The following is a 26,156-nucleotide window of genomic DNA, read 5'->3' as shown; positions in this document are numbered from 1 at the left end:
TGATCGTTCATCTGATGTTCCAATCCTAAGGAGACGCTATGAGCACGAGGATCGAGAAGCAGATTATGGTCAACGTTCCAGTGAGCGTGGCCTACAACCAGTGGACACAATTCGAAGAATTTCCCCACTTCATGAGCGGGGTGAAGAAGGTTGAGCAGCTGACCGACGACCGCCTGCAGTGGGTTGCCGAAATCGGTGGCGTGAAGCGCGAGTGGGAAGCGAAGATCGTTGCTCAGGAGCCTGACCGCCGCGTCGCCTGGGCAGCCACCGAGGGCGCCACCAACGCCGGAGCCGTCACGTTTGAGGACGTCGGCGGAGGCCAGACCACCATCCGCCTCGAGCTTGAGTACGAGCCCGAAGGCATGATCGAGAAGATCGGTGACAAGCTCAACGTCGTCGAGAAGGAAGCCGAGGGTGACCTCAAGCGCTTCAAGGAATTCATCGAGGACGAGGGCTATGCCACGGGCGCCTGGCGCGGGTCCGTCGCCGGTGACACCATGGGTTCCCCAACCGTCACCGACGCCGCCGCCTCACGCGGGGATAGCGGCAAGGCCGGTATCTCGGGCAAGGCAGCAGCCGCAGGTGTTGGCGTGGCCGCCGCAGCCGCCGCCGGTGTCGCGGCAGCAGCGGGAAGCAAGAAGAGCACCGATACGGAGGCGACCACTGTTGATGTACCGGTGGTTCCGATTGAGGACACCACTCCCCCGGATGTCACACCTGTTGTCGGCGGCGCCCCTGTGGACGTGGCACCCGAGACCGCATCCGAGCGGCCCCTCGGTGAGCCCTTCGACCAGACCAACGGACTTACCGACACAACCGGCGACTCCGACGGTCTCGCTGCCAGCGACACCCGCAGTGCAGTCGAGCGTGACGAGGATGATCGGACGGCCGACGGCTACATGCCTCCGGGCAGCCGCCCCGGCGCACCGTAACTCTCACACCCATCACGGCGGCTTCCTTCGGGAGGCCGCCGTGTGGCGTTTAAGGTGCCTGTATTCGAGGTGCTTTGCTTCTCAGAACAACCACTGCGGCTATCAGGGCGAGGGCGGCGACCAGTCCCAATAACATCGCGGGCCCGCCAATGTTTTCGATGGACCCCGCGTGCACGCAGATGCCAGCGACCGTCAATGCCGACAGACACAGCGACGCTGTCATCACATCGATCCACCGCTGTGAGCCATTGGTTAGACTCTGTCGCCTTCTCCTGGCCGTAAGTCGCCATGCTGCCAGCAAGGCAAGCTCGAAGAAAGCGAGCGCAACCACAACTGCAGTGAGATACGGAATCTCCAGGTACGCAACCTCGGGGTAGCGCTCAGCAGCGTCAGCGGCAATCTGCGGAACAACCACAAACTGAGCCAGCAAGGAGCCAACTGCCAGAGCGCCGATGAGGATTCGGGCGAGTGCAATGTGGTGTCTGGTCATGCTTCGATCATCGTCCCAGCCAGCTTCACTGTCCCTCATCAGGGTCCTTCCACCCGCCGCGGTGGGACATTGACGGCACCGCAGGCTCGGGTGCCCTCCAGATGACGATCAGGGCCGTGGCCAGTGGACCCACCACAAGCGAGACCAGGAACCACACGCCCCGCGAACGATTCTTCTGTTCCGCAAGACCCGCGTTGATCAGGGCCAGTGTGAACCAGAAGAAACTCGAGCTCACGTACTCATCCATCGCTCCACCCCCATGAGAGACCATCAGGCATAACGCCTCGAGCCTAGCGGAGGGTCTGGACCGGGACCCGCAGGACCGTCGCTAGACGAGCGGAGGCTTCTTCGCCTCAGCGATGCGGGCAAAAGCATGAATGTCGAGCACTTCACCGCGGGCGGAGGGGTCCACGCCGGCCCGGGCCAACGCCTCACCCGCAAGCACGCCGCTTCCGGCCCAACCGGCCAGGGCGGCACGGAGGGTTTTTCGTCGCTGTGCGAAAGCGGCGTCGATGACGGCGAACACCTCTTCGCGGGAGGCCGTTGTGCGGGGCTGTTCATGCCGTTCGAACGCAACCAGCCCGGAGGCGATCTTCGGCGCCGGCCAGAAGACGTTCATGCCGATCACTCCGGCTTTGCGCATCTTGCCGTACCACTGGGCCTTCACCGACGGCACGCCGTAGACCTTGGAGCCGGGCGGGGCGGCGAGCCGGTCCGCAACCTCGTCCTGAACCATCACCAGTCCATGGCGCAGCGACGGGAAATGTGCCAGCAGATGCAGCACCACGGGGACGGCCACGTTGTAGGGAAGGTTGGCCACCAGGGCGGTGGGGTCGGCGGGAAGTTCGGTGATGCGCATGGCGTCGCCCTCCACCACGTCGCAGAACGCGGCCCGTTCCGGGCGCCACCGCGTGATGGTCTGCGGCAGGCGTGCAGCCAGGACCGGATCGATTTCCACGGCCACCACGCGCTGCGCGGCGTCCAGCAGGCCAAGGGTCAGTGACCCGAGCCCGGGGCCAACCTCGAGCACCGTTTCCGCGGGATCAACGGCGGCAACCGAAACGATCCTGCGGATGGTGTTGCCGTCAATGACAAAGTTCTGGCCGAGCGTCTTGGTGGGACGGATCCCCAGTTCCTCGGCCAGTCTGCGGATTTCGCTCGCGCCCAGCAGGGCCTGTGCCGGGGATGAGCTCGCCTTGTCATTCACCTAGACATCGTAACGGGACCTGCGCCGGAGGCCGGCAGCCGAGGCCGGAACGCAGCAGCGCCCCTACCGATACTGGCAGGGGCGCTGGGAAAGCTGCGGAAGTGTTGCTTACCGCAGGCCGAGCTTCGAAGAGCAGGAGGGCCAGTGGCCCCAGCCGCCGTTCTGCTTGAGCACCTCGGCAGTAGCGATCTGCTCGGCGCGCGATGCCTGGTGCGGCAGCGGTGCGTACTGGCCGCCGCCGGCACCAAGCCAGCTGGACTGGCTGAACTGCAGGCCGCCGTAGTAACCGTTGCCGGTGTTGATGGACCAGTTGCCACCGGACTCGCACTCGGCGAGGGCATCCCAAGCGGCGCCGCCGGATACCACTGCTGCCGGAGCGTGTGCGGGCGTTTCGATCTCCGCCGGAGCGGCGGCCTCGGCTGCAGCCTCAACTTCGGCCTCAGGCGCCTTATCCTCTTCCGGCTCGGGCGTCGGCTCCGGCTCTTCCTCCCGGGTGCCGACGGCGATAATTTCCTCGACGGGCTCGCGGGTGACCTTATCGCTCACGTTCTCCCTCTTACTCTCCTTGCCGTCAATGACGGTCACGGTGAAGACGCGGGTGCGCTCGCCTGCAACCCCGGCCTGGACCACTTCGCGTTCGCCGACGAGCAGCTCCTCGGTTTCCTTTTCGGTGGAGGTGAAGTCGATCGTCTCGGTCTCGGTGATCTTCTTGCCGGTCTCAACTCGGGTGACCTTGAGCCCCATGCCGGTGACCAGCGAGCTGTTCACCGGAACCGAGACGCGGTCTTCCTTGCCGAGCGTGACCTTCGCTTCTGCGAGAAGGTCCGCCACGGTGTTCATGGTGGTTTCGATGCGGGTGCTCTTGCCGTCAACAGCGAGGGTGACGTTCTTCGGCGTCGAAATGCTGAGGGTGGAGCTGAGGGTGACCAGCCTGGTTTCGGCCGGTGCGGAGATGTCCGAGTCGCTGGCCACGCCGAGATCATTGACGAGCTCGCCCACGGTCTCTCCCGTGGTGTGGACAATTGTTTCGGCTCCGTTGAGCCGGACGTCCACGGCGGTGGCCTTGTTGACCTGGATGGCAGCGCCGTCGTCAACCGGGGTTGCAAGAGCCGGGTACACGTCGTCGTTCGCGGTGACGGTCACCTCTGCGGTCCGCAGGACCTCGGCCACGGTGCCGCCGAAGGTCTGGACGGTCTGTGCCTGCCCGTCAACCACCACCTGCACGCTCTTGCCGTTGCCCACGAAGGCCACCAGTCCAACCACCAGAGACAGCATGACCACGCCCTGTCCGGTCAGGACAGCCCAGGCCTTTGCATTCCGCCTGGCTACTCGCTTCGCCACTCTTTTTGCCACAACGTCCCACATTCCCCGCAGTATCCGGGCACGGGGAGAGGGCGCTCTGCAGCCGGCCCAATAAAAGGGGCAGCAGAGAGTGCACAGGCAAATGAACGACGGCGGAGGGCGCCTCAAGCGCACCTCTGACGTTGAGCTGAGCACACCTGACATGCCTCATTCAGGCGCGGCTCAACGCCAGCGGTAATACACAAGGAACCCGTCCACAGCGGACGGCATCAGTCCGAAAGCCTTCCCCGACCCCGGCTAATAAGAGTTCACCGTAATCCAACCGTGATAATAGGGCAAGCTCCGGGCCTGGACTTCTACCGGTCCTGTTGGCCGTCCTTCAGTGAAGAAGATTTGGTGGCCGCCCTTGAACTGATGCAGCGCCCCGCGGCAACGGTCGATCTACCCGCCCACGACAGGGCCTTCTGGGAGAGGCACTCGGGAATTGCGAACCGTACGGCATCAGCGGAGGCATCGGTCGGGAATGTCGTTGCGCAGGTGCGCCTTGAGGCTGATGCTCTGACAGCCGAGGAGGTGGCGCAGCGCCTCCAGGTCGACGCATCCACGGTTCGGCACTATCGGCGTGAGAAGAAGCTGCACGCCTTCACCATGGGTGGCAGGCTGCGGTTTCCGCTCTGGCAGTTCACCAACCATGCGGCGCTGCCGTCCATTGGCCGGGTACTGGCAGTCCTGCCGGAAGATATGCATCCGCAATCTGTGGCCGGGTTCTTCACCACACCGCAACCAGACCTAATGCTGGACGGCGCATCCGTGTCCCCCCGTGAATGGCTTCTCGGAGGCGGATCAGTCGATCATGTGGTCGGACTGGCGGAGGACCTGGCGGCCGGGCACTAATGCCGGGTCAGTACCCGCCAAGTGTTCCCGAACTTCGCCGCATCGGCTGTGACACCCACCTGCTCAGTCAAGGGTCGGTGCTCTGGAGAGTCCACTTCACAAGCTCCCCACACCCCACAGCGTGGAATGGCCTTCGCACGTGGGGGCCCGTACGCAGCTCACGCTGGGACCCGCATCCCGAGCCCGCTCAGGATCACGCACCTCTCGGCGCCGCGTATCTGGGCGAAAGTGTGGACACCTGCCTCGGCGAGGTGTTCCAACTCACCCGCTTCGTCGATGTCGATCGGCACGCCCCCTATGTCACGGCAATCCGCACCGCAGTCGATGTGAGCTTGGTCGACCTCACCGGCCCGTGGCTGACATGCGCCGGCGCCTCCGCACAGGTTGCCCTTCAGGAGAAGGGGCGCACCCGTGCCTGGGCTCGGGCCATCCACGCGGCATGGCCGGATCTCGACGGCGTGCTGGCTCCCTCGGCTCAGCTAAGCCCCAATCAGCTCAAGTGTGACATCGGGGAAGGCATCGGCGAAGTGGCCCAGTTTCCACCGGTCACCGAAGATGGCGATGCATTCGCCGTCCGACCGCCGCAGGATCTCCCCGCCCCGGAAGGAGTCGGGAAGGGAACTCGGTGCAGCCGGGATGCGGCGTGCCAGGGTATAGGACAGCTGCTCCAGGGCAACCGGCGCGTTGAACTCGGTACGCATGCGCTGTTCTGCCACCTCGAACTGGAGCTGCCCGACGGCGGCGAGCACCGGTGCCTGGTCACCGCGCAGCTCAGAGCGCAGCACCTGGATGACACCCTCGTGATCGAGCTGCTCAATGCCGCGCCGGAACTGTTTGTACCGTCCGGGGTCTTTGGCGCGCACGGTGACAAACAGTTCGGGCGAGAAGTGCGGGATCTCCGGGAAGGTCACCGGCTCGTCCTGGTAGAGGCTGTCCCCTACCCGGAGGCTCGTCGCGTTCACCAGCCCGACGACGTCTCCCGGCCAGGCATGCTCCACTGCTTCACGCTCCCGCCCCAGAACGCGGTGCGCATACTTGGTGGCGAAGGGCCTGCCGGTCCGGGAATTGGTGATGACCATCCCCCGCTCGAATACGCCGGAGCAGATTCTGAGATAGGCGATGTGGTCACGGTGGGCGGTGTTGGCGCCGGCCTGGACCTTGAACACGAAGCCGGAAAACCCCGCTTCCAGGGGGCGGTGGGCACCATCCGCAGTAACCCGGGGCGTTGGCGCTGACCCCACGTCCACCAGCAGGTCCACCAGCTGGCGTACGCCGAAGTTCCGGGTGGCCGCAGCGAACAGGACCGGAGTCTGCTGAGCTGCGGCAAACGCTTCAGCGTCGAAGTCTCCGTTGGAGGACGCCACCAGGCCCAACTCTTCGCTTGCGACGTCCCACACCTGTGCGGCGTGGGGATCGAGGTCGGCGGGATCGATGGGGGTCTCACGTGCCGGCTGTGCGCCTCCCTCGACTGCTTCCAGTGCGATCGAGCTGGCGGTGCGCACGTCGAGCAGTCCCTCAAATTCCCCAGCAATGCCTGCGGGCCAGGTCAACGGGACCGGAACCATGTCGGTGCGCTCGCCGATTTGGTCAATCAGCCCCAGCGCGTCCAGGCCGGGCCGGTCCCACTTGTTAACCACCGTCACAATGGGAAGCCCACGTTGCTTGCAGACTTCGAGCAGCTTCACGGTCTGCGGCTCGAAGCCCTTGGCGGCGTCGATCAGCATCACGGCGCAATCGACTGCGGCCAGCACCCGATAGGTGTCCTCGGAGAAATCAGCGTGGCCGGGAGTGTCCACCAGGTTCAGCACCGTATCGCGATACTCGAGTTGAAGTGCCGCCGAGCTGATGGAGATGCCGCGCTCGCGCTCCATGCCCATCCAGTCCGAGACCGTGCCGTGACGGCTGGACTTGCCGTGGGTGACCCCGGCGTCCTGGATGGCGCTCGCGTACAGGGCCAGCGCTTCGGTGAGCGTGGATTTTCCCGCATCCGGGTGGGAAATGACAGCGAACGTCCGCCGCCTGCGCGCCTGCTCAGCGATGGTGGCGGGACGTATCGCCTCCGAGAGGGTGGATGTGTTTGTCATGGGTTCCTCTTTCTACCTCTGAGGACTCCAACAGACCCCGAAATAACTCGACTTAGTGCTTCTTCGGCCGTGCAATGAACGTGCCCGTGCGAAGAAGGTTCTCAACCATCATCTCGCGTTCGGCGGGCATCGAATAACTAGCTCAGGGACATGCGCAGGCGTTCCAGACCGGGTGCGCCTTCGGGTACTAGGCTGACGAGCTCCGGTGAAACGGCCAGATGCCCCAGCATGTGGGCGAGATGGCTGCGCTCTGCGGGCCCGTAAACGATATCGCGCAAATCCGAGGCACCCACTACGGCGGCCAGGGTTAGAAAATCGGTGACATGTCGCTCTTTGCCGGGATCGTCGACGATCTTCAGGGCGGCAGCCTTGCCGATCAGGCAGCCGAGAAGATTCGTTCCGCGCACCCAGCGGTGCTGGTGCCCTTCGAGGGATTCCCCGCGCGGTTCGAAATTGAGACTGAGCAGGAGGGCGGTGAAATCGTGAAGCATCGTCGGGTAAGCGCGTATGTTCAGAGCTATATCGGCATCCTTGGTCGGACGGATGAATGGCGCACCGCGTTCAATGGCATGGAGATAGACGGACTGCCCGCCGACCATAATCCAGCCGTGGGGCCTATTCGAATAGATTTCGAACACGGCCCGACAGGCTTCCTCCTGCTCGATGAGCACGACCGGGAGTTCAATCGGCATGAATTTTCCTGAGAATTTCGCGGGCGGCTTGCTGTTCTCGGACTCCCGGGCGCTCGGCGAGGTCTGCCGCAATCAGCAGCGGAGGCAATTGCTCCGGGACTTCGTTTGCAATGCGAAGAATCACGTTCGGTCGCTGGCCGGGACGGGGCTTCACGAGGAACCAACTCCTGATCAAAGCATCGTAGTCCTTGCGCTTGACGTACGCCTCAACCTCCGAAGTGGAAAGCAACGCCGACGATCTGTGGGAAACACCCGATAGACGCAAACGCGGATCCTCGCGCAGGTCGCCGAGATCACCCGGGCTACTGATGAGCTCCACCCTCTCGGCTCTTTTGGCCAACATGGAGCAGACGAGAGGCAACGGATCAGGCGATCCCCTTAAACGCTCCAGTCGTTGCTTGAGCCGGTGTCGTTCCACGGGTGACAAATCGTGATCGATCCCTGGCATTACGCGGGCAGCAGCGTCACTCCAGGCATTCCACGCGAGCTGCCATGCACTTCGCTCCGACAAGGGCCGTCCGGCGGGAACCCCTCGTCGATATTGGGCGGCGTCCGCTTCCTCAATGACCCATCTACCCCCGACCATTTGGGCAGGGATACGCCCCGATTGAACGAGAAGCCGAGCGCGGCTTTCGTTGACAGAGAGTCGCTTAGCCAATTCTGGAACACTCAGGACCATTACGTAATCATATCGGAAGCGCTATGAATAAGTAATAAGGCGTACGTCACTCCCACTCACCGTACGCGCGGCGGGTGTTCGCGTTGATGGTCCGGCACAGCTCCTCGAGGTCGGTCCCCAGATGTTCGGCCATGAACCGCACCGTGTAGGCAACGGCGTAACTCGCGTTCGGCTGGCCACGGAACGGGTGCGGGGTGAGGAACGGTGCATCGGTTTCGGTGAGAATCAGCGAGGGATCCGCCACGTCCAGCGCGTCCCGCAAACCGCAGGAGTTCTTGAAGGTGACTGTGCCGGAGAAGGACATGAACCAGCCGTTCTCGTTACAGATTCGCGCCAGGTCGGCGTCGCCGGAGAAGCAGTGGAAGACGACCCGCTCGGGAGGTTCCTCCGAGCGCAGGACCTTCACGACGTCGTCGTGCGCGTCCCGGTCATGAATCTGCAGGGCGAGGTCAAGCCGGCGGGCAATGTCCAGGTGCCGGCGGAAGGAGTACTCCTGCCGTTCGCGGCCGTCCTCACCGGTGCGGAAGTAGTCCAGCCCGGTCTCGCCGATCGCCCGGATGCGGGGATGCTGCGCGAGGTGTTCGATCTCGGCGAGCGCATCCTCAAGCGTGCCCGCCTCTGCAAGGACAGGTGCTTCATTGGGGTGGATCGCCACGGCGCCCAGCAGGCGGGAATCACGGTTAACGGCGTCGACGGTGAAGCGGGAGGACTCCACATCCGTGCCCACCTGCACCGCGAAACCGACGCCGACGGCCTCCGCCGCGTCCATGGCGTCCGTCGCGCTGACGGCAACCTGCCCGTCCCGGAAATCAAGGTGCGTGTGGTTGTCCATCACCGGGAACGGAAGCGGCTCCGGTGCCGGCGGATAGTCGAGTTTCCGGCTGCGGCCGCCCGCCTCGGGAGCACGCGACCTGCTGGAAGAATCTTCCGCTGAGGTCTCAACAGGCGTCTCAACAGGGCGGTACTGAACGGGGATCGAACTGGTGCACATGGTCCAACCCTAGACTTTCCTTGCAAAACCCAGCGGAGCTCCGGTGCTTCCTCCTGATCAAAGGAACTTTCCGCCACGAACCCCAGTTGTCCTAGTAGTCTTGAGCTAGTTAGCAACCGTTGCCCCGCGCGTGTTTCACTGACGTATCTCCACACCGAGGTGGTGCCTACGTTCCCGGCAGCGTCTGACGGAAGGTATCGATGGACGCCCACAACCAGTACGCCACTCCGAACGGCACGGCGCCCAGCGCTTCCACAGGAACAAGTGCGGAGGCCGCCCGCCCGCCGATGACGGGCGAGACGTTCCACGACACCAGCACGCGCATCCTGCAGTCCATCAACACCGTGATTGACGGCAAGCCCGACGCCGCCCGGTTGGCTTTGACGGTGCTGCTCGCCGAGGGACATCTGCTGTTGGAGGACGTGCCGGGCGTCGGCAAGACCATGCTGGCCAAGACTCTGGCACGGACCATCGACTGCAGCGTCAACCGCATCCAGTTCACTCCGGACCTGCTGCCCTCCGACGTGACCGGCGTATCCATCTACAACCAGGATTCCCACCGGTTCGAGTTCCGGCGTGGGCCGGTGTTCGCGAACATCGTGATCGGGGATGAGATCAACCGCGCGTCCGCCAAGACGCAGTCCTCCCTGCTCGAATGCATGGAGGAACACCAGGTCACGGTGGATGGCTCCACCCACCGGCTGGCCGAGCCGTTCATGGTCATCGCCACGCAGAACCCGATCGAAATGGAGGGCACCTATCCCCTGCCCGAAGCCCAGCGCGATCGCTTCATGGCCCGCATCTCCATGGGCTACCCGGACATGAGCTCTGAGATGGACATGTTGGAGACCCACCAGTCCGTCTCGCCGTTGCGTTCCATCCAGCCGGTTGCCGGTGTTGAGGATGTTGCGGCGATGATCCGCCAGGTCCGGCAGGTGTACGTCTCCCCCGCGGTGAAGGAATACACGGTCGGGATTGGCCATGCCACCCGCCAACACGCCCAGCTCCGCCTCGGCGCCAGTCCGCGCGGCCTGCTGCAGCTGCTGCGGGCGGCGAAGGCCGGTGCAGCACTGGAGGGCCGGGACTTCGTTCTGCCCGACGACGTCGCTGCCGTCGCCGAAGCCGTTCTGGCACACCGGCTCATCCTGGACCGCAAGGCACTCAGCTCCGGTGAGACGCCGTCGTCAATCATTGCCGGCATCCTCGCCCGCGTGCCGGTGGCACGTGACGCTGCGAGCGCCTCCTCCCGAAACGGCTAGGACCATGTCCCTGGTCGAGCGGCTGCCCCGGGTCCTGACGGCCCGCGGTTGGGGCCTGGCTGCGGCCGGTGTGCTGTCGCTCCTCTTTGCCCAGTTCCTCGGCCGGCGGGACCTGCTGTACTTGGGCATCCTCCTGGTTCTCCTGCCGCTGGCGTCCGTGCTGGTGCTTCACCTCGTCAAGCCGCGGTTCACCGTGCACCGGACCTTTGCACCGCAGAGCATGGAAACGGGATTCACCACCACGGTGACGCTGTCGGTTGCCTCCGACGGACCGTTGGGCGGTTCGGTGGTCATGCGCGAACAACTGCCGCAGCGCTTCGGCGACGCCCCCGAATTCCACTTCCCCGCCCGCCACCCCACTCCCAGCGGTGTGAGCCTGTATGAGTACCGGCTGCGCTCGGCAGCGCGTGGAGTGTACGACGTCGGCCCTGTCACCGCCGGCTTCACCGACCCCTTTGGTCTGGGCATCTCCCGCCACACCCTCGGTGGAACCGACCGGCTGGTGGTCACGCCGAGCCCGCTCGATCTGCCCCATTCTCCGCTGACCGGTGTCCGTGGGACGGACGGCAATGCCGTGACCCGCCGGAACGCCAACCCCAGCGACGACGACGTCATGACCCGCGAATACCGCCACGGCGATCCCATGCGCCGGGTGCACTGGGCGGCGACGGCCCGGCACAACGAGCTCATGGTGCGGCAGGAGGAATCGGTCACTACGCCCGAGGCCACCCTGATCCTCGATCAGCGGCAGGCCAGTTACGGGTCGGGTTTCCTGTCCGCGTTCGGTGGGGATCCGGACACCGATTCCAGCATGCTGTCCTCACCCACGTTCGAGTGGGCGGTGGTTGCTGCTGTCTCCATTTCAGCGCACCTGCTCGAGCGCAGCTACGCGCTGCGGTTTGTCGACGAGACGGGTGCGCCGGCTCTGCAGCGATCGGTGTCAGCGCCGTGGCCCGGAGATGAGGAGTTCTCCGGGCCAGCCGGGCTGCATGGAATCGCGCAGGGGTTGGCCGCGCTGGAGCTGTTGCCGGATCCTGCGAAGCGGTCCACGTCGTCGCAGAAGCGGCGGTCGGTTGCTGACCGGCCGGTTTCTGCGAGATCTGTTTCGGCCCGGTCTGTTTCTGCGCGGTCGGTTGCTGCGCGGTCCGTCGCTGACCGGTCCTCTGCTGTGCCGTTTGGCGATCCGATGCTGGACAAGCTTGCGGGGCTGAAGAACCGGGGGCCGCTGATTGCCCTCCTCGGTGCAATTACCGAGGATGAGGCACGTGATCTGGGCCAGGCAGCCGAGTACGGCTCGCAGTCCCTCGCCATCCTGGTCAGCGAGCGCCCACGGGACCTCCACTCGGTCATGGACATCCTCCGCAGTGCCGGCTGGCACGTGGTGGCTGTGACGCCGAACGCGTCCGTCGCTACCGCCTGGGCGCACCTGGACACACCGCCCGCCACTGTCACTTCCTCTACAGCGAAAACTACTCTCCGCTCAGGAGCTTCCTCATGACCGCCACTCTCTTCCGGCCTCCAGCCGACGGACAGGCACAACGTGTTCTTCCGAACCGGCCGGCCGCTACCCGTCGGAGCCATTGGCACCTGCTGGTTACGGCGGCGTCGTTCGGGGCTGTGATGCTGACGTCCACGAGCCTGTCCGGGGTGATCTTCGGCTGGACCTGGTTCACGCCCGTCCTGGTGACGGTGGGAACGGTGCTGTTCTTCATGGCGCTGACCCGTGTTTCGCGTCTTCCCTCCTATTTCGCTCCCCTGGTGGGCATCCTTGCCCTGGCGGGTTCGTTGATCTGGCAGTTCTTCCCGTCACAGAGCACCTTTGGCTTTTTTCCGGGTGACGGGTTCGTTGGCCGGCTGACCATCCTGCTGGGGCACGCCGAGAACACCGTGGTGTCCCAGGTGGCGCCGGTGTTACCAACGGCCGGGCTCTTCCTGGTGGTCTGTGCCGGCATGGGGCTCATTGCCGTCCTCGTGGACACCCTCGCCACATCGTTGCGTATGCCGGCCACCGCCGGACTGGCGCTGCTGGCAGTGCTGGTGGTTCCCGCCGTCGTACGTATCAACAGCGTTGGCGTGCCGGCGTTCATTGCTGCAGTGGCAGGGTTCCTGCTGCTCCTGGGCTGTGCGCACTGGCGTGAATCGCAGTGGGAATCGGCGTCGTCGGGCGAGTTGTCAGGCGCCCACCTGACCCGGGGAGTGACAATCGGGGCGCTGGCACTGGGCATCGCCGTCGTGCTTCCGCTGGCCATTCCCGGCTTCAACTCGGGGGCGTTTCCACAGGGCGCGCGGGTGAACCTGTGGGGTGCGGCGACGGGGCTGAATCCGATTGTCACGCTCGGCAATGACCTGCGCAATCCCAATGGGTTCGGGCGGATCGAGTACTCCACTACGTCGGATGACCCGCTGTATCTGAGGTCGGTCACGCTGGAGGATTTCAGCGGTCAGCGGTGGGAGCCTGATCAGCGTCTGGGCCAGCGGGTGGCCGGTGTGGACGAACTGTTCTCCGAGAACCAGCCTTTTGCGGCGACCACACTCACGCGGGTCAGTACGGACAGCTTCACCAGCCCGTGGCTGTTGGCGCCGTATGCCCCGGTGTCCGTCGAGGGCCTCAATGGGCGGTGGGCCTATGATCCGGCGAACCTCAGCATCCTTGCAATTGACGGCGGCTCAACGGCGCAGCAGGAATACCTGATCCGCAGTGCCGAGCCGGTGCTGACTCGCGAGCGGCTCCAGGCCATCCCGCCGGCTGATCCCGAGTCCGTGCCCGAGCAGTTCCTCGCCCTTCCCGATTCCGTGCCCGGCATCATCGGTGAGACCACGGCAGCGGTAGTGGATGGCATCAGCAACCCGTATGACCAGGCGATCGCCATCCAGCAGTTCCTGCGCGGACCGTCCTTTGTGTACTCGGTGGATGCGCCGGTGGACGGCGGGTATGACGGCAACAGCCTGGATGTAATGGCGCGTTTCCTCGAGTCGAAATCCGGGTACTGCGTGCACTATGCCGGAACCATGGCAGTGATGGCCCGGCAGGCGGGGATTCCGAGCCGGGTGGCCGTGGGGTACTCGCCCGGAACGCCCACCGGCGACGTTTCGCGTGGACCCAACGACGAACGGTTTGTCGAGTTTTCGGTCAACTCCAAGGATGCGCATGCCTGGCCGGAGCTGTATTTCGAAGGTGTCGGCTGGGTGCGGTTTGAGCCCACGCCATCACGCGGTTCGGTGCCCGAGTACGCGTTCTCGACCGTGGTGCCTACCGGTCCCGTACCGAACGAAGGCAACCTGAACCCGAACGCTCTGCCGGGGACGCCGTCCACTGCGACTCCGTCCCCGCAGGCTGTGGAGGAGGAGTCGCCGCAGGCGGTGCGGGAGAGTGCCGAGCGCAGTTCCGCTCTCGGGGTGATCCTCGGTGGAGTGCTCGTGCTGCTGGCGTTGACGCCGATGGCCTTGCGGCGGATGCGGACCCGGCGCCGTCGTCGTTCTGTCACTGCCAACACCGAAGGAGTGGGCTCAGCAACGGTGGCGTGGGCGGAAACTGTGGAGCTGGCCGCCGATTACGGAGTCCCTCCCCTGCCCACCGACACACCGCGGACGTTCGAGCAACGGTTGCGGGCCGGGTTCGATGAAGCGCCGGCGGCAGCGCTGGCCCGGCTGCGGCGCGCCTATGAGGAAGAGGAGTATGCGGAGTTTGCCGTCTCCGGTGCGCAGCCACGGACGGCGAACAGTTGGGATGACGTGCAGGCCGTCACCGACGCGCTGCATGAATCTGCGACTCCTGCGGCACGGCTGCGGGCCCGGTTCTGGCCCCGCTCGCTGTCGCAGCCGTTCGGGGCGCAGCGGAGCGAAGAGGTTGTTGCTGCTGCTGCTGCTGCCGCTTCGCGCTGAGTCGCGGGCCGTCCTGCCCACCTTCTGAACGCACCGGCGGCGTGTCGGGGGTGACACGCCGTCGTTCTGCGGCTTCACAGGCCAGAAGGTGGGCAATCCGGCCCGGGCCTGAACCCGAAACCGTAGCGGCTTAGCCCGCGGGGTTCAGCTCGCGGTCGGGTCCGCGATGCCCACGTACTGGGTGTAGAGGTATTCCTCGATGCCCTCGTACCCGCCTTCACGTCCCAGGCCCGACTGCTTCACGCCGCCGAACGGAGCCGCTGCGTTGGAGATGACGCCCGCGTTGAGGCCGAGCATGCCGGTGTCCAACCGCTCGCCCATCCGAAGCCCACGGTTCAGGTCGCGGGTGAAAACGTACGCCACGAGTCCGTATTCGGTATTGTTGGCCAGCCGAACGGCGTCGTCTTCGGTGGAGAAGGTGATGATCGGGGCCACCGGACCGAAGATCTCCTCCTGCAGGATGCGGGAGCCGGACTGCACATCCGCGAGCACCGTCGCCGGGTAGAAGTAACCGGGACCATCTATGGGTGAGCCGCCGGAGAGGACCTGCGCGCCGTCGTCGACCGCGTCCTGCACCAGGGAGTGCACGTTGTCGCGGCTCTTGCCGTCGATCAGCGGGCCAAGCTTCGAACTGTCCTCGGTGCCCCGGCCCGGGGTGACGTCCTTCATGCGGGCGGCGAGCCTGTCGGCGAAGTCGGCCGCGACGGACTCGTGCACAATGAACCGGTTGGCTGCGGTGCACGCCTCGCCCATATTGCGGAGTTTGGCGGCCATGGCGCCCTCGACCGCCTTGTCCAGGTCAGCATCCTCAAAGACCAGGAACGGTGCGTTTCCGCCGAGCTCCATCGAGGTGCGCAGGACGTTCTCGGAGGCGTCGGCCAGCAATCGGCGGCCAACCGGCGTCGAACCGGTGAAGGAGAGCTTGCGCAGGCGGCTGTCCTTGATGAGGGGTCCGGTGACCTTACCGGCGCTGGTGGTGCTCACGATGTTGAGGACGCCCTTGGGCAGGCCGGCCTCTTCAAGCACTTTGGCGAACAGCAGCGAGGTGAGCGGGGTCAGGTTGGCGGGCTTGAGCACCATGGTGCAGCCGGCGGCAACTGCGGGTGCGATCTTGCGCGTTGCCATGGCCAGCGGGAAATTCCACGGGGTGATCAACAGGCATGGGCCTACGGGCTTCTTGTTGACGAGGATGCGGGACTTGCCGTCCGGTGCTGTGGAGTAGCGGCCGGACATGCGGACGGCTTCCTCGGAGAACCAGCGGAGGAACTCGGCGCCGTAGGTCACTTCACCGCGGGCTTCGGCGAGGGGCTTGCCCATTTCCAGGGTCATCAGGAGGGCGAAGTCGTCGGCGCGTTCCGTGACGAGTTCGAAGGCGCGGCGCAGGATCTCGCCTCGCTCGCGCGGCGCCGTTCTGGCCCAGCTGTCCTGTGCCTCGACGGCGGCATCCAGTGCGGCCTTGCCGTCTTCGGGACTCGCGTCCGCAATGGTGAGGAGCGTCTTGCCGGTGGCCGGGTCCTCGACGTCGAACGTCTTGCCGTTCGAGGCGTCACGCCACTGGCCGCCGATCAGCAGGCCGGTGGGGACCGAGGACAGAAGTTCTTGTTCGCGCTGGGCGGTGATAGTCATCCGGAAGCCTTTACGATCGACGATGGTGAGTGCAGGAGCCGTTCTTGCATCTTGGCCTTCACGCTAGCCCTGCGTTTTGGGCCCTGTCCATACAAACCTGCACCACGTAGTCCCGGATCTGCTGTTGTACTGCACAGCAGCTCGCCTCCCGTTGAAGGTTACGTCCTCGCGGCCACCACCGCGGCATACAGCTCCCGCTTGCTGACGCGCCGGTCTTCGGCAACGGCAGCAACGGCCTCCTTGAGCCGAAGCCCCTGGCTCATCAGCTCGTTGACGGCATGGACGTGGTCTTCCGGTTCGGTCGGCGCATCTTCCGGTGCACCGCCGACGACGACGGCGATCTCCCCCCGGATCTCGTTGCCTTCCACCCACTCGAGCAAGTGCTGCAGCGGTCCGCGGATCACCTCTTCATAGCGTTTGGTGAGTTCGCGTGTAACGCACGCCTGCCGGTCCGCGCCGAATTCGGAGTGCAGTGCGCGGATCATCGCTTCGAGCCGGTGGGGCGCTTCAAAGAACACCATGGTGCGGCGTTCGGTGCGCAGGTCGGCAAGGCGGGCGGCGCGTTCGCCGGTCTTGCGGGGCAGGAACCCCTCGAAGCAGAAGCGGTCGGTGGGGAGGCCGGAGAGGGCGAGTGCCGTGAGGACGGCGGAGGGTCCGGGGGCAACGGTGACCGTGATGTTCCGTTCGGCGGCGGCTTCGACGAGGCGGAAACCGGGGTCGGAGACGGAGGGCATACCGGCGTCGGTCACGAGCAGGAGGGTTGCACCGGCGTCAACGAGGTCCAGCAGTTCGGGGGTTCGTGAGGCTTCGTTGTGCTCGTGGTAGCTCAGGGTCCTGCCGCGTGGGCTCACCTCGAGGGAACGGATGAGCCGCTGCAGGCGCCGGGTGTCTTCGGCGGCGATGACATCGGCGGATTCAAGGAGCGACACCAGCCGGAACGTGGCGTCGCCCATATTTCCGATCGGTGTGGCAGCCAGGACAATGCTGCCGTTTCCGGGGATCAGCGTCCGGGAGCCCGGGTCCTCGGAGGTGAGGTTTTCCGGAAGGAGCGGGGCGTCGTCGTCGGAATGTTCCGTCTTGTCCGTAGGTTCTGTCACTGGTTCAGCCTAGCTGTCCCGGAACTGTCAGAGCCGCTCGGTACGATGATTCCGTGAGCCAAACCACCACTGCCGCAGCCGTCCCCGAGGGGTCTGGGCGGCAGTGGGTCGTTTCGGCGCGCACGGCGTTTTCCGAGCCGGTGCTGCGGCGCCGTCTGCTGGGTGAGCAGCTTCCGTTCGGCGTGTGGGGCTGGCTGATTCCAGTGGTGGTGGCGCTGATCGGTGGCGTGCTGCGGTTTGTCCGGCTGGGTGAGCCCGGCACTCTGGTCTTTGACGAGACCTACTACGTCAAAGACGCCTACTCCTACCTGCAGTCCGGGTATGAGCGCGAGTGGCCGGAGGAGGCGGATGAGTCCTTCAACGCCGGCAATCCCGGGGTAATCCTGGAGACGGCGGATTATGTGGTGCATCCGCCGGTCGGCAAGTGGATGATCGCGTTCGGCATGTTGCTATTCGGGCCGTCCAATCCATTTGGCTGGCGGTTTACGGCGGCGGTGGTCGGTACGCTGTCCATCCTCGTCCTGGCTCTGGTGGCGCAGCGGTTATTCGGGTCGGTGGTGTTGGGCGGTATTGCCGGGTTGCTGTTGGCGGTCGACGGGCATCATCTGGTCCATTCACGGACGTCCCTGCTGGATGTTTTCCTCATGTTCTGGGTACTGGTTGCGTTTGCGCTGCTGGTGCTTGACCGGAACTGGGCGCGGCGCCGGTTGGCGGTGCTGATGGCCTCTCTGGCGCGTGAGCGTGGCCAACCCACGCGGGAGCAGTTGCTGTACGGGCCGTGGCTGGGATTGCGTCCGTGGCGGATTGCCGCTGGAGTCGCGTTGGGGTTGGCGCTGGGTACCAAGTGGTCGGCGCTGCCGTACATTGCGGTGTTCGGCCTGATGACCGTGCTGTGGGATATGGCCGCCAGGCGCACGGTGGGGGTTCGGCGTTGGGTGCGTGGCGCCGTCGTCCGTGATGGTCTGCAGGCGTTTGTCTCAATTGTGCCGGTAGCGCTGCTGACCTATCTGGCAACGTGGACCGGCTGGTTCCTCTCTTCTGATGCGTATGACCGGCAGTGGGCGGCGGACAATCCCGACCCGCTGTGGGACTGGGTCCCCGCTCCCCTGCGCTCGCTGGCCGAGTACCACCGCAGCGCGTATACGTTCCATGAGGGGCTCAGTTCTGAGCATCCGTATGAGGCAACGGCGTGGTCGTGGCTGGTGATGGGGCGGCCGACGTCCTTTCACTACCAGTCGGACGGGCTGACGTGTGGTGCGTCCGACTGTTCGCAGGCCGTCAGTGTGGTGGGCAACCCGCTGATCTGGTGGGGCGCTGCGCTGTCGCTGCTGGTGGTGCTCTTACTTTGGGTTGGCCGGCGGGATTGGCGGGCAGGTGCCATCCTCGCCGGTTTCGCTGCCGGGTATCTACCGTGGTTCCTGTTTCCGGACCGCACCATGTTTTTCTTCTATGCGATCGTGTTTGAGCCGTTCCTCGTCCTGGCACTGGTCTATGTGCTGGGGCTGATTCTGGGCCGTGCCAGCGATCCGCCGTGGCGGCGCCGGAACGGTATTCTGCTCGTGGGGGGATTCGTTGTGCTCGCAGTGCTGGTATCCGCGTTCTTCCTGCCCATCTGGACGGCTGAAACCATCCCCTACAACCAGTGGCGTCTGCGGATGTGGATGCCGAGCTGGATCTGACGCGGCATAGATTGTCAGTCCAGGCGTCAGTTCTCCGTTCGCCAGTCACCACCGAGGGAAAGCGAGTTGCACGCTATGCGGGAATCCTCCACCGAGCTCATGGTCGATCTGCCGGCCGAGTCCAACGTCACCGACCTCCTCATCACCCAGCACAAACGCGCTCCGAAGGCCCCGCTGTATGCGGTGAAGACGGATGGCATCTGGAAGGACGTCAGTGCCGACTCCTTCCTGGAACAGGTGCGTGCGCTTGCAAAGGGGCTTCTGGCGCGCGGCGTTCAACCGGGTGATTCGGTGGCGGTCATGTCGAAGACCCGCTATGAATGGACCCTCGCTGATCTTGCCATCTGGTTCACCGGAGCCGTCACCGTTCCCATTTACGAGACCTCCTCGGCGCACCAGGTGAGTTTCATTCTGAAGGACTCTGCCGCCGTCGTCGTGCTCATTGAGAACGAGGAGAAAGCGGCGGTGGTACGCGAGGCTGCGCCGGAAGCGCAGCTCGTGCTGATGAATTACGACGACGGCGCTGCCTCCTTTGCATCGTTGGCGTCTGACGGGGAGTCCGTCAGCGACGATGTGCTCGAGTCTGCGCGGAGCAGCCGGGTGCTGGATGATGTGGCGTCGCTGGTGTACACGTCGGGTACTACCGGGCATCCCAAGGGGTGCGAGATCACGCACGGCAACTTTGCACTGTTTGCTGTGAACACCATCGAGTTCCTGCCGGAGCTGCTCAAGCAGGAAAATGCGCGGACCCTGATGTTCCTGCCGTTGGCCCATGTGCTGGCGCGTGCGGTTCAGCTGGTCTGTCTTGGTGCCGGCGTGAAGCTTGGCCACACGTCCAATGCCGCCGAACTGCTGGACGATCTCGCTGCGTACAAGCCCACGTTCCTGCTGGTGGTGCCGCGCATCTTCGAGAAGATCTACAGCACCGCTTCGCAGAAGGCTGAGGCGGCCGGGAAGGGCAGGATTTTCCGGGCAGCGGATGCCACTGCGGTTGCATACTCGAAGGCTCTGGATGCTGCGGCGCGGGGTGGAAGCGGTCCGTCGCTGCTGTTGCGGGCCCGTCATGCCCTGTTTGACCGGGTGCTGTACCCAAAGCTGCGGGGAGTTTTCGGTGGTGAGGTGGTGCATACGGTGTCGGGCGCTTCGCCGCTCAGCGAGCATCTCACGCACTTCTTCCGTGGTGCCGGGATCAACGTGTTGGAGGGCTACGGTCTGACCGAGAGCACGGCTCCCTGTACAGCGAACACGGTGTCGTTGACGCGGGTCGGTTCTGTGGGCATTCCGATGCCCGGGACCACCATCCGTGTCGATGACGAGGGCGAGATACAAGTCAACGGCGTCGGGGTGTTCAAGGGGTATCACAACAATGATGTCGCCAATAAAGAGTCATTCACTGAGGACGGGTTCTTCCGTACCGGTGACCTTGGATCACTGGACGAGGACGGTTTCCTGCGGATCACCGGCCGAAAGAAGGACCTTCTGGTGACGGCCGGCGGGAAGAACGTTGCGCCGGCGCCGCTGGAGGAGAAACTCCGGGAACACCCGCTGGTGGCGCACGCACTGGTTGTGGGCGACAACCGGCCGTTTGTGGCTGCTCTGGTGACGCTCGATGGCGATGCTTTGGATAACTGGGTGAAGGCGAACGGGGCCGATGCTAGTGGGGCGTCGTCGGCAGGGTCGTCGGGTGGGGTTTTGTCGTCTGCTGCCTTGCGAGCGGAACTGCAGACGGCTGTCGATGCTGCAAACGAACTGGTGTCACGCGCCGAACAGATCCGGAAGTTCGACATTCTCGATACCGAATTCACCGTCGATTCCGGCCACCTCACGCCCACCCTGAAACTGAAGAAAGCGGCAGTGTTGACCGACTACCGAGAGGCTGTGGAGAAGCTCTACTCCTGATTCAGTCTTACCGGCTGATTGAGTCTTGCCGGCGCACTCGCGTTGTGCGGGCCCCGCCGCGTCCTGTCGTCGTCCTGCTGCCGTCGTCGGGTCTTGCCGTCGTCGGGTCTTGCCGTCGTCGTCGTGCTTTAGATGCCGTTGTTGGCCCGCCGTGCTGCGTAGGCGTCGGCGGACTTTTCCCGGCGGGCTTTCGTGGGCCAGGTGAGGACGAGGGTCAGTACAGCACCGATCAGTACGATGGCGCCAACGGTTGCCGCGGCGTCGATCCAGAACTGGGCTGGGAAAAGTCGGATGAGGGTGTCGTCGAGGCGGAAGGTCCAGGTGCCGTCGGCGAACAGGAGTGCGTGAACCTGTGTGAAGAAGGTTTCCCAGGCCAGAATCCCGGCAACGGCGAGGGCTATTGCGAGAACGAGCGTTGCGACGGCCCCTGCGAACAGGCCGCGACGGATGCCGCCGGGGTAACGGCGTGCCAGATAGATGCACGCAATGATCGTGAGGATGGCGAGAACGGTTGCGACGACGAAGCCGGTCGACAGGACGCCCTTCACGTCAGCCATGTGGCCGACTTCGCTGTCGAGGAATAGTTGGTCGCCGTCGGTGTTGACGAGGTCGCCCAGGTAGCGGGCGGGAGCCCAGTTGAGGATGTAGTCCATGGCGTACGAGCCATAGGTCATCCGATCTTCCGTGCTGAATCCGTAGCTGTCGGCCGGGAAGCCCGGGCGGTGGTATTCGACCCAGAGGAACAGCGGGGTGGTGACAGCCCGAACCGCTGCGGCGAGAAGGATGATCGGGAAGAACACTGCAACTGCCACCTGCAGGATGCGTGGCAGCAACGGTTTGGCGGCAGCGGCCTCATCACGCTGATTTGCCCGCCGGTTGACCTCCTCTTCGGGAGGGCGAATGGCGAGCGATGAAGTGTCAGGGGCGGCGTCGTCGCTGGTTGCGTCTCTGGTTGTGTCGTCGCGGGTTGCATCTCTGGTTGTGTCGTCGCGGGTTGCGTCCTCGGCAGTTGCTGCACCGGTGGACCCGCCTGAGGTTCTTCCCACCGGGATTGCGGCGATTTGTTGTGTCGCGGGCGATGACGGATCGGCTGTGGGGTGGTCCGGTGGCGAGTAGACCCCTCCCCCGTAGCCGGACCCGATGGTGATGGGATTTTCTTGTCCGGTCGATGTGATTTCGGGTTCAGCAACTCCATGAGAATCACCGCTTCCAGGCGACGTTGTTGAAACGTGGGTTCCAACCGGGGCCGGAGTAACGGAAGTGTCGGTCTCGTTCTTGTCTTCGGTCTCGGCTTCGACCTTGGCCTCGGCCTCGGTCCCGTTCTTGTTTTCGGTCCCGCTCTGGGAAGCCCGCGTGTAAGCCGAAACGTCGGGGAGGGTACTGGCCTTCCGCATGGGGAAGCCGCTCTCGCGAACGCGGGTTGAACCACCGCCGGGCTGGTCCGAGCGCAGTGCTGCGCGGCGCTCGCTCCCTGCAGTTCCGCTCTGATTCTCGTTCTCAGCTTTGTCAGCCACGACTATCTCCTTGCATGGAATTCCTACCTAAGACAGTACCCGCGTGGACTGACAGCGCTGATGTCGGCCACGCCGCAGGGCCTCCCTCGGCATTCCTGTCCGCATTCCATGGGCGTTCGCTGTGGGCATAATTGAGGGCTGCTCGGACGATCCGGTTTTGTCAGTGGGGGGTGATGGAGTGGGTTCATGAGGTTTTCCGAGGAGTTCACGCCAGGTGCTGGTAGTAATGCTGCCAGCACTGTCGGTGCCTCCCGTGTAGGCTCCGCTGGCGACGGCGCCTCCCGTGTAGGCTCCGCTGGCGACGGCGCCTCCTGGTCAGGACTATCGGACCCCGATTCCAGCCGCACAGGCTCCTCCCAGAAGGAGCCTTCCTGGACTGAACCTCAGGATTGGACCGACGTTCCGTTCAGCGGGGCGTTCGAAGGCCAGATATGGGAAGGAACAGACGAACCCGCACCATCGGGTCCGTGGGGTGTTGTTGAGCTGTCCCCTATGAGGGCGTTGGAATCGCTGACCGACGCAGTGGACACGCTGGAACGGTTGAACCAGCTGCAGTGCTGGGCCGATGCGCAAAAGGCCCGGCTAGTGGACCGCATCCGTGAGCTGTACGAACGCGAAGTGCAGCCGGCAAACGAGGACCAGGCCAGCGCTCAGGCGCAAGCCGATCAGGACGAGTTTGTGTTGTCGCTCGCAGCCGAAGAAGTCGGCGCACTGCTGCGAATGCCGTCCGGGTCTGCCAAGAATCTCGTGGCGCAGAGCCGCTTGCTGGTCAACCACCATGAGCGCACGCTGACCAGCATGGAAGCGGGCAGGATGTCATGGCGGCACGCGACCACGATCGTGGAGGAATGCGTCGGTGTCCCAGTTGATTCGGCGGTCCGGTTTGAGCAGGACCTTGTCGAGGTGGCTGAGCAGTCCACGGTCGCGAAGCTGACTCGGCGAGCCCATGGACTGCGGGAGATCCTGCACCCCGAAGCTGCACCGATCCGCAAAGCCCGTTCCGCTGCCGAACGGCGGGTGATCGTCGAGCCGGGTACCGACGGGATGGCATGGCTGAGCGCCTACCTGCCGGCGGAACAGGCGTGTGGAATTTACAACCGGCTCGACGCCGGAGCCCGCGGACTCCAGGCACCGGACGAGTGGCGCACGCTCACCCAACTCCGTGCCGACGTCTTTACTGATCTGCTCACCCACACCTGTTCCGGAGACATCAGCACGGGCACCGGGTTCCGTGGCATCGGGGCAACCGTCCACATCACCGTGCCAGCCCTCACCCTTCTGGACCAAACGCCAGGGGGCGGTGGTGGACGAGGAGCAGATGGCGGATCGCTAGGCTTCATGGCTGACGCAGGAGCCGGGAATGCTGAGAAAGACGGCGTAGCGGATGGTGGCTGGAACCCGCTGGACGGCGGGAACGCAGACGAACATGGCACCTCGAGCGGTTACGGTCTGCCAGACGGTGATAGCAACACCGGTTCCGGTACAAGGCGAAGCCAGCCCGGCTACGCCGTCCTGGAAGGCTACGGCCCGATCGATGCAGAGACGGCAGCACGTCTCGCAGGACACGCACCCTCATTCACCCGGATCCTGACGCACCCCGAAACCGGGGCGGCGCTGTCCATCGGCCGGGCCTCCTATCGGCCACCGAAACACCTCCAGGACTGGGTCCGAGCCCGGGACAAGACCTGCAGACATCCCGGCTGCAACCGGATAGCAAAGGCCACGGAGATCGATCACACCGTCCCTTGGCAAAAGGGCGGGCGCACGGACCACGACAACCTTTCCTGCCTGTGCGCCAAACACCACATGTTCAAGACACACGAGCACTGGGACTACACGCAGCCCGAACCGGGGACCATCATCGCCATCTCACCAGCGGGCAAAACCTACACCACCAGACCGCCACCCTTTTAGCACCCGCCGGGGGTGCGGGGAACCGGCACGGCACGGCGCGGTCGGGGCGGCACGCACGGCACGGTCGGCGCGGCACGCACGGCACGGTCGGCGCGGCACGGTCGGCGCGGCACCGCACCCAGCCTCGCTCACGTTCAGGCAGTCAGCACCGAAGCCCCACGGTCCTCATCCGCAAGATCGCCGGTGTACCCAGCCCTAACTGCACGCCTGCCAAGAACCAGCGTGTAGACCCAATAGAGCGCGAACACCAGAAAACCGATTCCGATCCGCAGCCACACCGGAAGCGGACTCGGCGTCACAAACCCTTCTACGAGCCCGGACACAAACAGCACCAGCACCAATCCCAACGCAACCGTAATGAGCGACCGACCCTCCTCAGCAAGCGCTTGCGACCGCGTTCGTACTCCCGGCGAAACCCACGCCCAAAAGATCCGTAACCCTGCCGCCGTCGCAATGAAGATTGCCGTCAGCTCCATGAAACCGTGCGGCAGGATATAGATGAAAAACACGTCGAGTTTGTCGTAGGAGGCCATCATTCCCCCGGCCATCCCCACGCCCTGGGCATTCTGATAAAGGATGAACGGACCCCAGATACCGGTGATCCCAAAAGCGACCGCCTGAACCGCAATCCATGCATTGTTGGTCCACACCAGGCCCGCAAAGGACGCAGCCGGATTCTCCGAGTAGTAGTTGACGAAGTCCTCTTCGACATACCGCCGAATCTCCTCGTCACTGCCAAGAGCCGCAATGACTCCGGGCGTATTCACAACCCAGGCACCGAACAGCCAGGCAACACCCACAAAAACCACACCCACCACCACAGTGAGCCAGCGGATCCGGTAGAACGCAGCAGGCAGCGAGATCACAAAGAATCGCGCAACATCTTCGAGTACATTCGAGCGTGCACCAGTGAACTTGGTCCGGGCCCGTGACAACCGCATCGACAGTTCGTTGGACAGCGCACTCTCCGGAGCAACGGACCGGATCATCGACAGGTGGGTGGAGGTGCGCTGATACAGGCTGAGCAACTCATCAGCTTCACGGCCACGCAACCGGCGCTGCCGCGTGAGCGAATCCAGCCGGTTCCAGTCACCGCGGTTAACTTCCTCGAATGCGTCCAGATCCACCCGATCAGCTTAGCCGCCGAAACCCACACGCCAACGGCAGCTAAGCTGATTTCATCCAAGGGGAGGACATCCAATGAGCTCGGTCATCACAGGCGAAGCAGTCGTTCTTGAACTGCGCCCGGCATCCTTCGGCGCCCGTGCCGTAAGCCTGATGATCGACGTGCTCGCACAAATTCTGGTGATCATCGGGGTCATCGTCGCCGTCGGAAACACCGTTGGCGGTTCCTTCGACCCTGCACTGACCCAGGCACTCGTTCTGGTGCTCGTGGTTCTTGTCCTGGTGATCATTCCGGTGACAATCGAAACGGTGACCAGAGGAAAGTCACTCGGCCGCCTGGTGATGGGACTGCGCATCGTGCGCGACGACGGCGGTTCCATCCGCTTCCGGCATGCCTTCATCCGCGGAATGCTTGCCGTCCTGGAAATCTACCTTCTGGTCGGCTCGCTCGCTTTCCTCGTTGCAGTGTTCAACGAACGCTCCAAACGGCTGGGCGACCTGCTTGCTGGCACCTACTCAATGCACGAGCGCGTCGTGGTCAAGTCCCGCACACGCGCCGTGTTGCCACCGCAGTTACAGGAGTGGATCGCAACTGCCGACGTCGCCCAGTTACCTGACGCGCTAACCCGCCGGATCTCACAGTTCATCGGCCAGGCAAACCGGCTCACCCCGCCTGCACGCGCTGCCCTCGCAATTGAACTAGCCACCGAAGCATCAGCTTTCGTTTTCCCGACACCACCTGCAGGAACACCACCGGAAGACTTCCTGAACGCAGTCGTATCCGAAAGGCGCGACCGCGACTACGCCCGACTCATGAAACAGCGCGAACGAACCTCACGCACGGCCGAACAGCTTCACAAGCTGCCGTTCAGTTCCTGAGCGCTGAAGCT

The 26,156-nt window shown here is 64.3% G+C and carries 21 protein-coding genes and 2 pseudogenes; 10 read left to right on the top strand and 13 right to left on the bottom strand.

The annotated features are described in order from the left end of the window. The first annotated feature begins 38 nt into the window (after window positions 1-38). Window positions 39-932, top strand: a complete 894-nt coding sequence (locus AC1MBU_RS07340; protein WP_479789633.1) for an SRPBCC family protein — start codon at window positions 39-41, stop codon at window positions 930-932. Between the two features lie 49 nt (window positions 933-981). Here AC1MBU_RS07340 and AC1MBU_RS07335 read toward each other — a convergent pair whose 3' ends face one another. The 4 genes from AC1MBU_RS07335 to AC1MBU_RS07320 all read right to left on the bottom strand — a co-directional run bounded on the left by AC1MBU_RS07335 (window position 982) and on the right by AC1MBU_RS07320 (window position 3,970). Then, window positions 982-1,422 carry a DUF2975 domain-containing protein gene (locus AC1MBU_RS07335; protein WP_162252855.1) on the bottom strand — a complete coding sequence of 147 codons (441 nt, stop codon included), beginning with the start codon at window positions 1,420-1,422 and terminating at the stop codon, window positions 982-984. Window positions 1,423-1,447: 25 nt separating this feature from the next. Further along, a complete protein-coding gene (locus tag AC1MBU_RS07330) occupies window positions 1,448-1,657 on the bottom strand; it encodes a hypothetical protein (protein ID WP_235563285.1) in 210 nt (69 codons plus the stop codon). Window positions 1,658-1,750: 93 nt separating this feature from the next. Then, window positions 1,751-2,629 (bottom strand): 16S rRNA (adenine(1518)-N(6)/adenine(1519)-N(6))-dimethyltransferase RsmA, encoded by an 879-nt coding sequence (gene rsmA / locus AC1MBU_RS07325; protein WP_479789632.1) that lies wholly within the window; start codon window positions 2,627-2,629, stop codon window positions 1,751-1,753. A 108-nt stretch (window positions 2,630-2,737) separates the two neighbouring features. Beyond that, window positions 2,738-3,970 carry a transglycosylase family protein gene (locus AC1MBU_RS07320; protein WP_479789631.1) on the bottom strand — a complete coding sequence of 411 codons (1,233 nt, stop codon included), beginning with the start codon at window positions 3,968-3,970 and terminating at the stop codon, window positions 2,738-2,740. 357 nt (window positions 3,971-4,327) lie between these two features. Between AC1MBU_RS07320 and AC1MBU_RS07315 the strand changes: the two genes are divergently transcribed. Both AC1MBU_RS07315 and AC1MBU_RS07310 read left to right on the top strand, forming a co-directional pair. After that, window positions 4,328-4,825: a helix-turn-helix domain-containing protein gene (locus tag AC1MBU_RS07315; RefSeq protein ID WP_479789630.1), complete on the top strand. Its 498-nt coding sequence runs from the start codon at window positions 4,328-4,330 to the stop codon at window positions 4,823-4,825. Continuing rightward, window positions 4,756-5,256, top strand: a pseudogene (locus AC1MBU_RS07310) (RES family NAD+ phosphorylase); the annotation flags it as partial. The gene AC1MBU_RS07315 and the pseudogene AC1MBU_RS07310, both read left to right, overlap by 70 nt. A gap of 48 nt (window positions 5,257-5,304) precedes the next feature. On the opposite strand, the gene AC1MBU_RS07305 reads toward AC1MBU_RS07310, so the two are convergent. The 5 genes and pseudogenes from AC1MBU_RS07305 to AC1MBU_RS07285 form a co-directional block, all read right to left on the bottom strand. Further along, window positions 5,305-6,909 carry a peptide chain release factor 3 gene (locus AC1MBU_RS07305; RefSeq protein WP_479789629.1) on the bottom strand — a complete coding sequence of 535 codons (1,605 nt, stop codon included), beginning with the start codon at window positions 6,907-6,909 and terminating at the stop codon, window positions 5,305-5,307. 137 nt (window positions 6,910-7,046) lie between these two features. Next, complete coding sequence (locus AC1MBU_RS07300) at window positions 7,047-7,601, bottom strand: hypothetical protein (RefSeq protein WP_479789628.1); 555 nt, start codon at window positions 7,599-7,601, stop codon at window positions 7,047-7,049. After that, the gene (locus AC1MBU_RS07295) at window positions 7,591-8,019 is read right to left on the bottom strand and encodes a hypothetical protein (RefSeq protein ID WP_479789825.1); all 429 of its coding nucleotides are present in this window, start codon (window positions 8,017-8,019) and stop codon (window positions 7,591-7,593) included. Before AC1MBU_RS07295 ends, AC1MBU_RS07300 begins: the two co-directional genes overlap by 11 nt. A gap of 192 nt (window positions 8,020-8,211) precedes the next feature. Further along, window positions 8,212-8,280 (bottom strand): annotated as a pseudogene (locus AC1MBU_RS07290) (hypothetical protein); the annotation flags it as partial. A gap of 46 nt (window positions 8,281-8,326) precedes the next feature. Then, window positions 8,327-9,271 carry a TatD family hydrolase gene (locus AC1MBU_RS07285; protein ID WP_479789627.1) on the bottom strand — a complete coding sequence of 315 codons (945 nt, stop codon included), beginning with the start codon at window positions 9,269-9,271 and terminating at the stop codon, window positions 8,327-8,329. A 200-nt stretch (window positions 9,272-9,471) separates the two neighbouring features. Between AC1MBU_RS07285 and AC1MBU_RS07280 the strand changes: the two genes are divergently transcribed. The 3 genes from AC1MBU_RS07280 to AC1MBU_RS07270 are packed head-to-tail and all read left to right on the top strand — an operon-like array spanning window position 9,472 to window position 14,412. Continuing rightward, on the top strand, window positions 9,472-10,530 hold the full coding sequence (locus tag AC1MBU_RS07280) for an AAA family ATPase (RefSeq protein ID WP_277359063.1): 1,059 nt from the start codon (window positions 9,472-9,474) through the stop codon (window positions 10,528-10,530). Between the two features lie 4 nt (window positions 10,531-10,534). After that, complete coding sequence (locus tag AC1MBU_RS07275; protein WP_479789626.1) at window positions 10,535-12,028, top strand: DUF58 domain-containing protein; 1,494 nt, start codon at window positions 10,535-10,537, stop codon at window positions 12,026-12,028. Beyond that, window positions 12,025-14,412, top strand: coding sequence for a transglutaminase TgpA family protein (locus tag AC1MBU_RS07270; protein WP_479789625.1), 2,388 nt, complete (start codon window positions 12,025-12,027; stop codon window positions 14,410-14,412). Before AC1MBU_RS07275 ends, AC1MBU_RS07270 begins: the two co-directional genes overlap by 4 nt. 144 nt (window positions 14,413-14,556) lie before the next feature. Here the strand turns inward: AC1MBU_RS07270 and AC1MBU_RS07265 are convergent, their stop codons facing one another. Next, window positions 14,557-16,038, bottom strand: a complete 1,482-nt coding sequence (locus AC1MBU_RS07265; protein WP_479789624.1) for an NAD-dependent succinate-semialdehyde dehydrogenase — start codon at window positions 16,036-16,038, stop codon at window positions 14,557-14,559. A 158-nt stretch (window positions 16,039-16,196) separates the two neighbouring features. Continuing rightward, on the bottom strand, window positions 16,197-16,991 hold the full coding sequence (gene rsmI / locus AC1MBU_RS07260; protein WP_479789737.1) for a 16S rRNA (cytidine(1402)-2'-O)-methyltransferase: 795 nt from the start codon (window positions 16,989-16,991) through the stop codon (window positions 16,197-16,199). A gap of 197 nt (window positions 16,992-17,188) precedes the next feature. Here rsmI and AC1MBU_RS07255 point away from each other — a divergent pair, with 197 nt between their 5' ends. Together AC1MBU_RS07255 and AC1MBU_RS07250 are read left to right on the top strand one after the other, a co-directional pair. Beyond that, window positions 17,189-18,814: a dolichyl-phosphate-mannose--protein mannosyltransferase gene (locus tag AC1MBU_RS07255; RefSeq protein WP_479789623.1), complete on the top strand. Its 1,626-nt coding sequence runs from the start codon at window positions 17,189-17,191 to the stop codon at window positions 18,812-18,814. A 75-nt stretch (window positions 18,815-18,889) separates the two neighbouring features. Beyond that, window positions 18,890-20,713 (top strand): AMP-dependent synthetase/ligase, encoded by a 1,824-nt coding sequence (locus AC1MBU_RS07250; RefSeq protein ID WP_479789622.1) that lies wholly within the window; start codon window positions 18,890-18,892, stop codon window positions 20,711-20,713. A 128-nt stretch (window positions 20,714-20,841) separates the two neighbouring features. On the opposite strand, the gene AC1MBU_RS07245 is transcribed toward AC1MBU_RS07250, so the two are convergent. Next, entirely contained in the window at window positions 20,842-22,227 is a 1,386-nt protein-coding gene (locus AC1MBU_RS07245; protein WP_479789621.1) for a DUF1461 domain-containing protein, read from the bottom strand. Between the two features lie 186 nt (window positions 22,228-22,413). On the opposite strand from AC1MBU_RS07245, the gene AC1MBU_RS07240 reads away from it, so the two are divergent. Continuing rightward, a complete protein-coding gene (locus AC1MBU_RS07240; protein ID WP_479789620.1) occupies window positions 22,414-24,141 on the top strand; it encodes an HNH endonuclease signature motif containing protein in 1,728 nt (575 codons plus the stop codon). Window positions 24,142-24,275: 134 nt separating this feature from the next. Here the strand turns inward: AC1MBU_RS07240 and AC1MBU_RS07235 are convergent, their stop codons facing one another. Continuing rightward, complete coding sequence (locus AC1MBU_RS07235) at window positions 24,276-25,268, bottom strand: stage II sporulation protein M (protein ID WP_479789619.1); 993 nt, start codon at window positions 25,266-25,268, stop codon at window positions 24,276-24,278. Between the two features lie 73 nt (window positions 25,269-25,341). On the opposite strand from AC1MBU_RS07235, the gene AC1MBU_RS07230 reads away from it, so the two are divergent. Then, window positions 25,342-26,145 carry an RDD family protein gene (locus AC1MBU_RS07230; RefSeq protein ID WP_056548834.1) on the top strand — a complete coding sequence of 268 codons (804 nt, stop codon included), beginning with the start codon at window positions 25,342-25,344 and terminating at the stop codon, window positions 26,143-26,145. The last annotated feature ends 11 nt before the right edge of the window (window positions 26,146-26,156 follow it).

Source organism: Arthrobacter sp. PTI12 (assembly GCF_056679915.1).
This window is presented reverse-complemented; position numbering and strand designations above follow the sequence as displayed.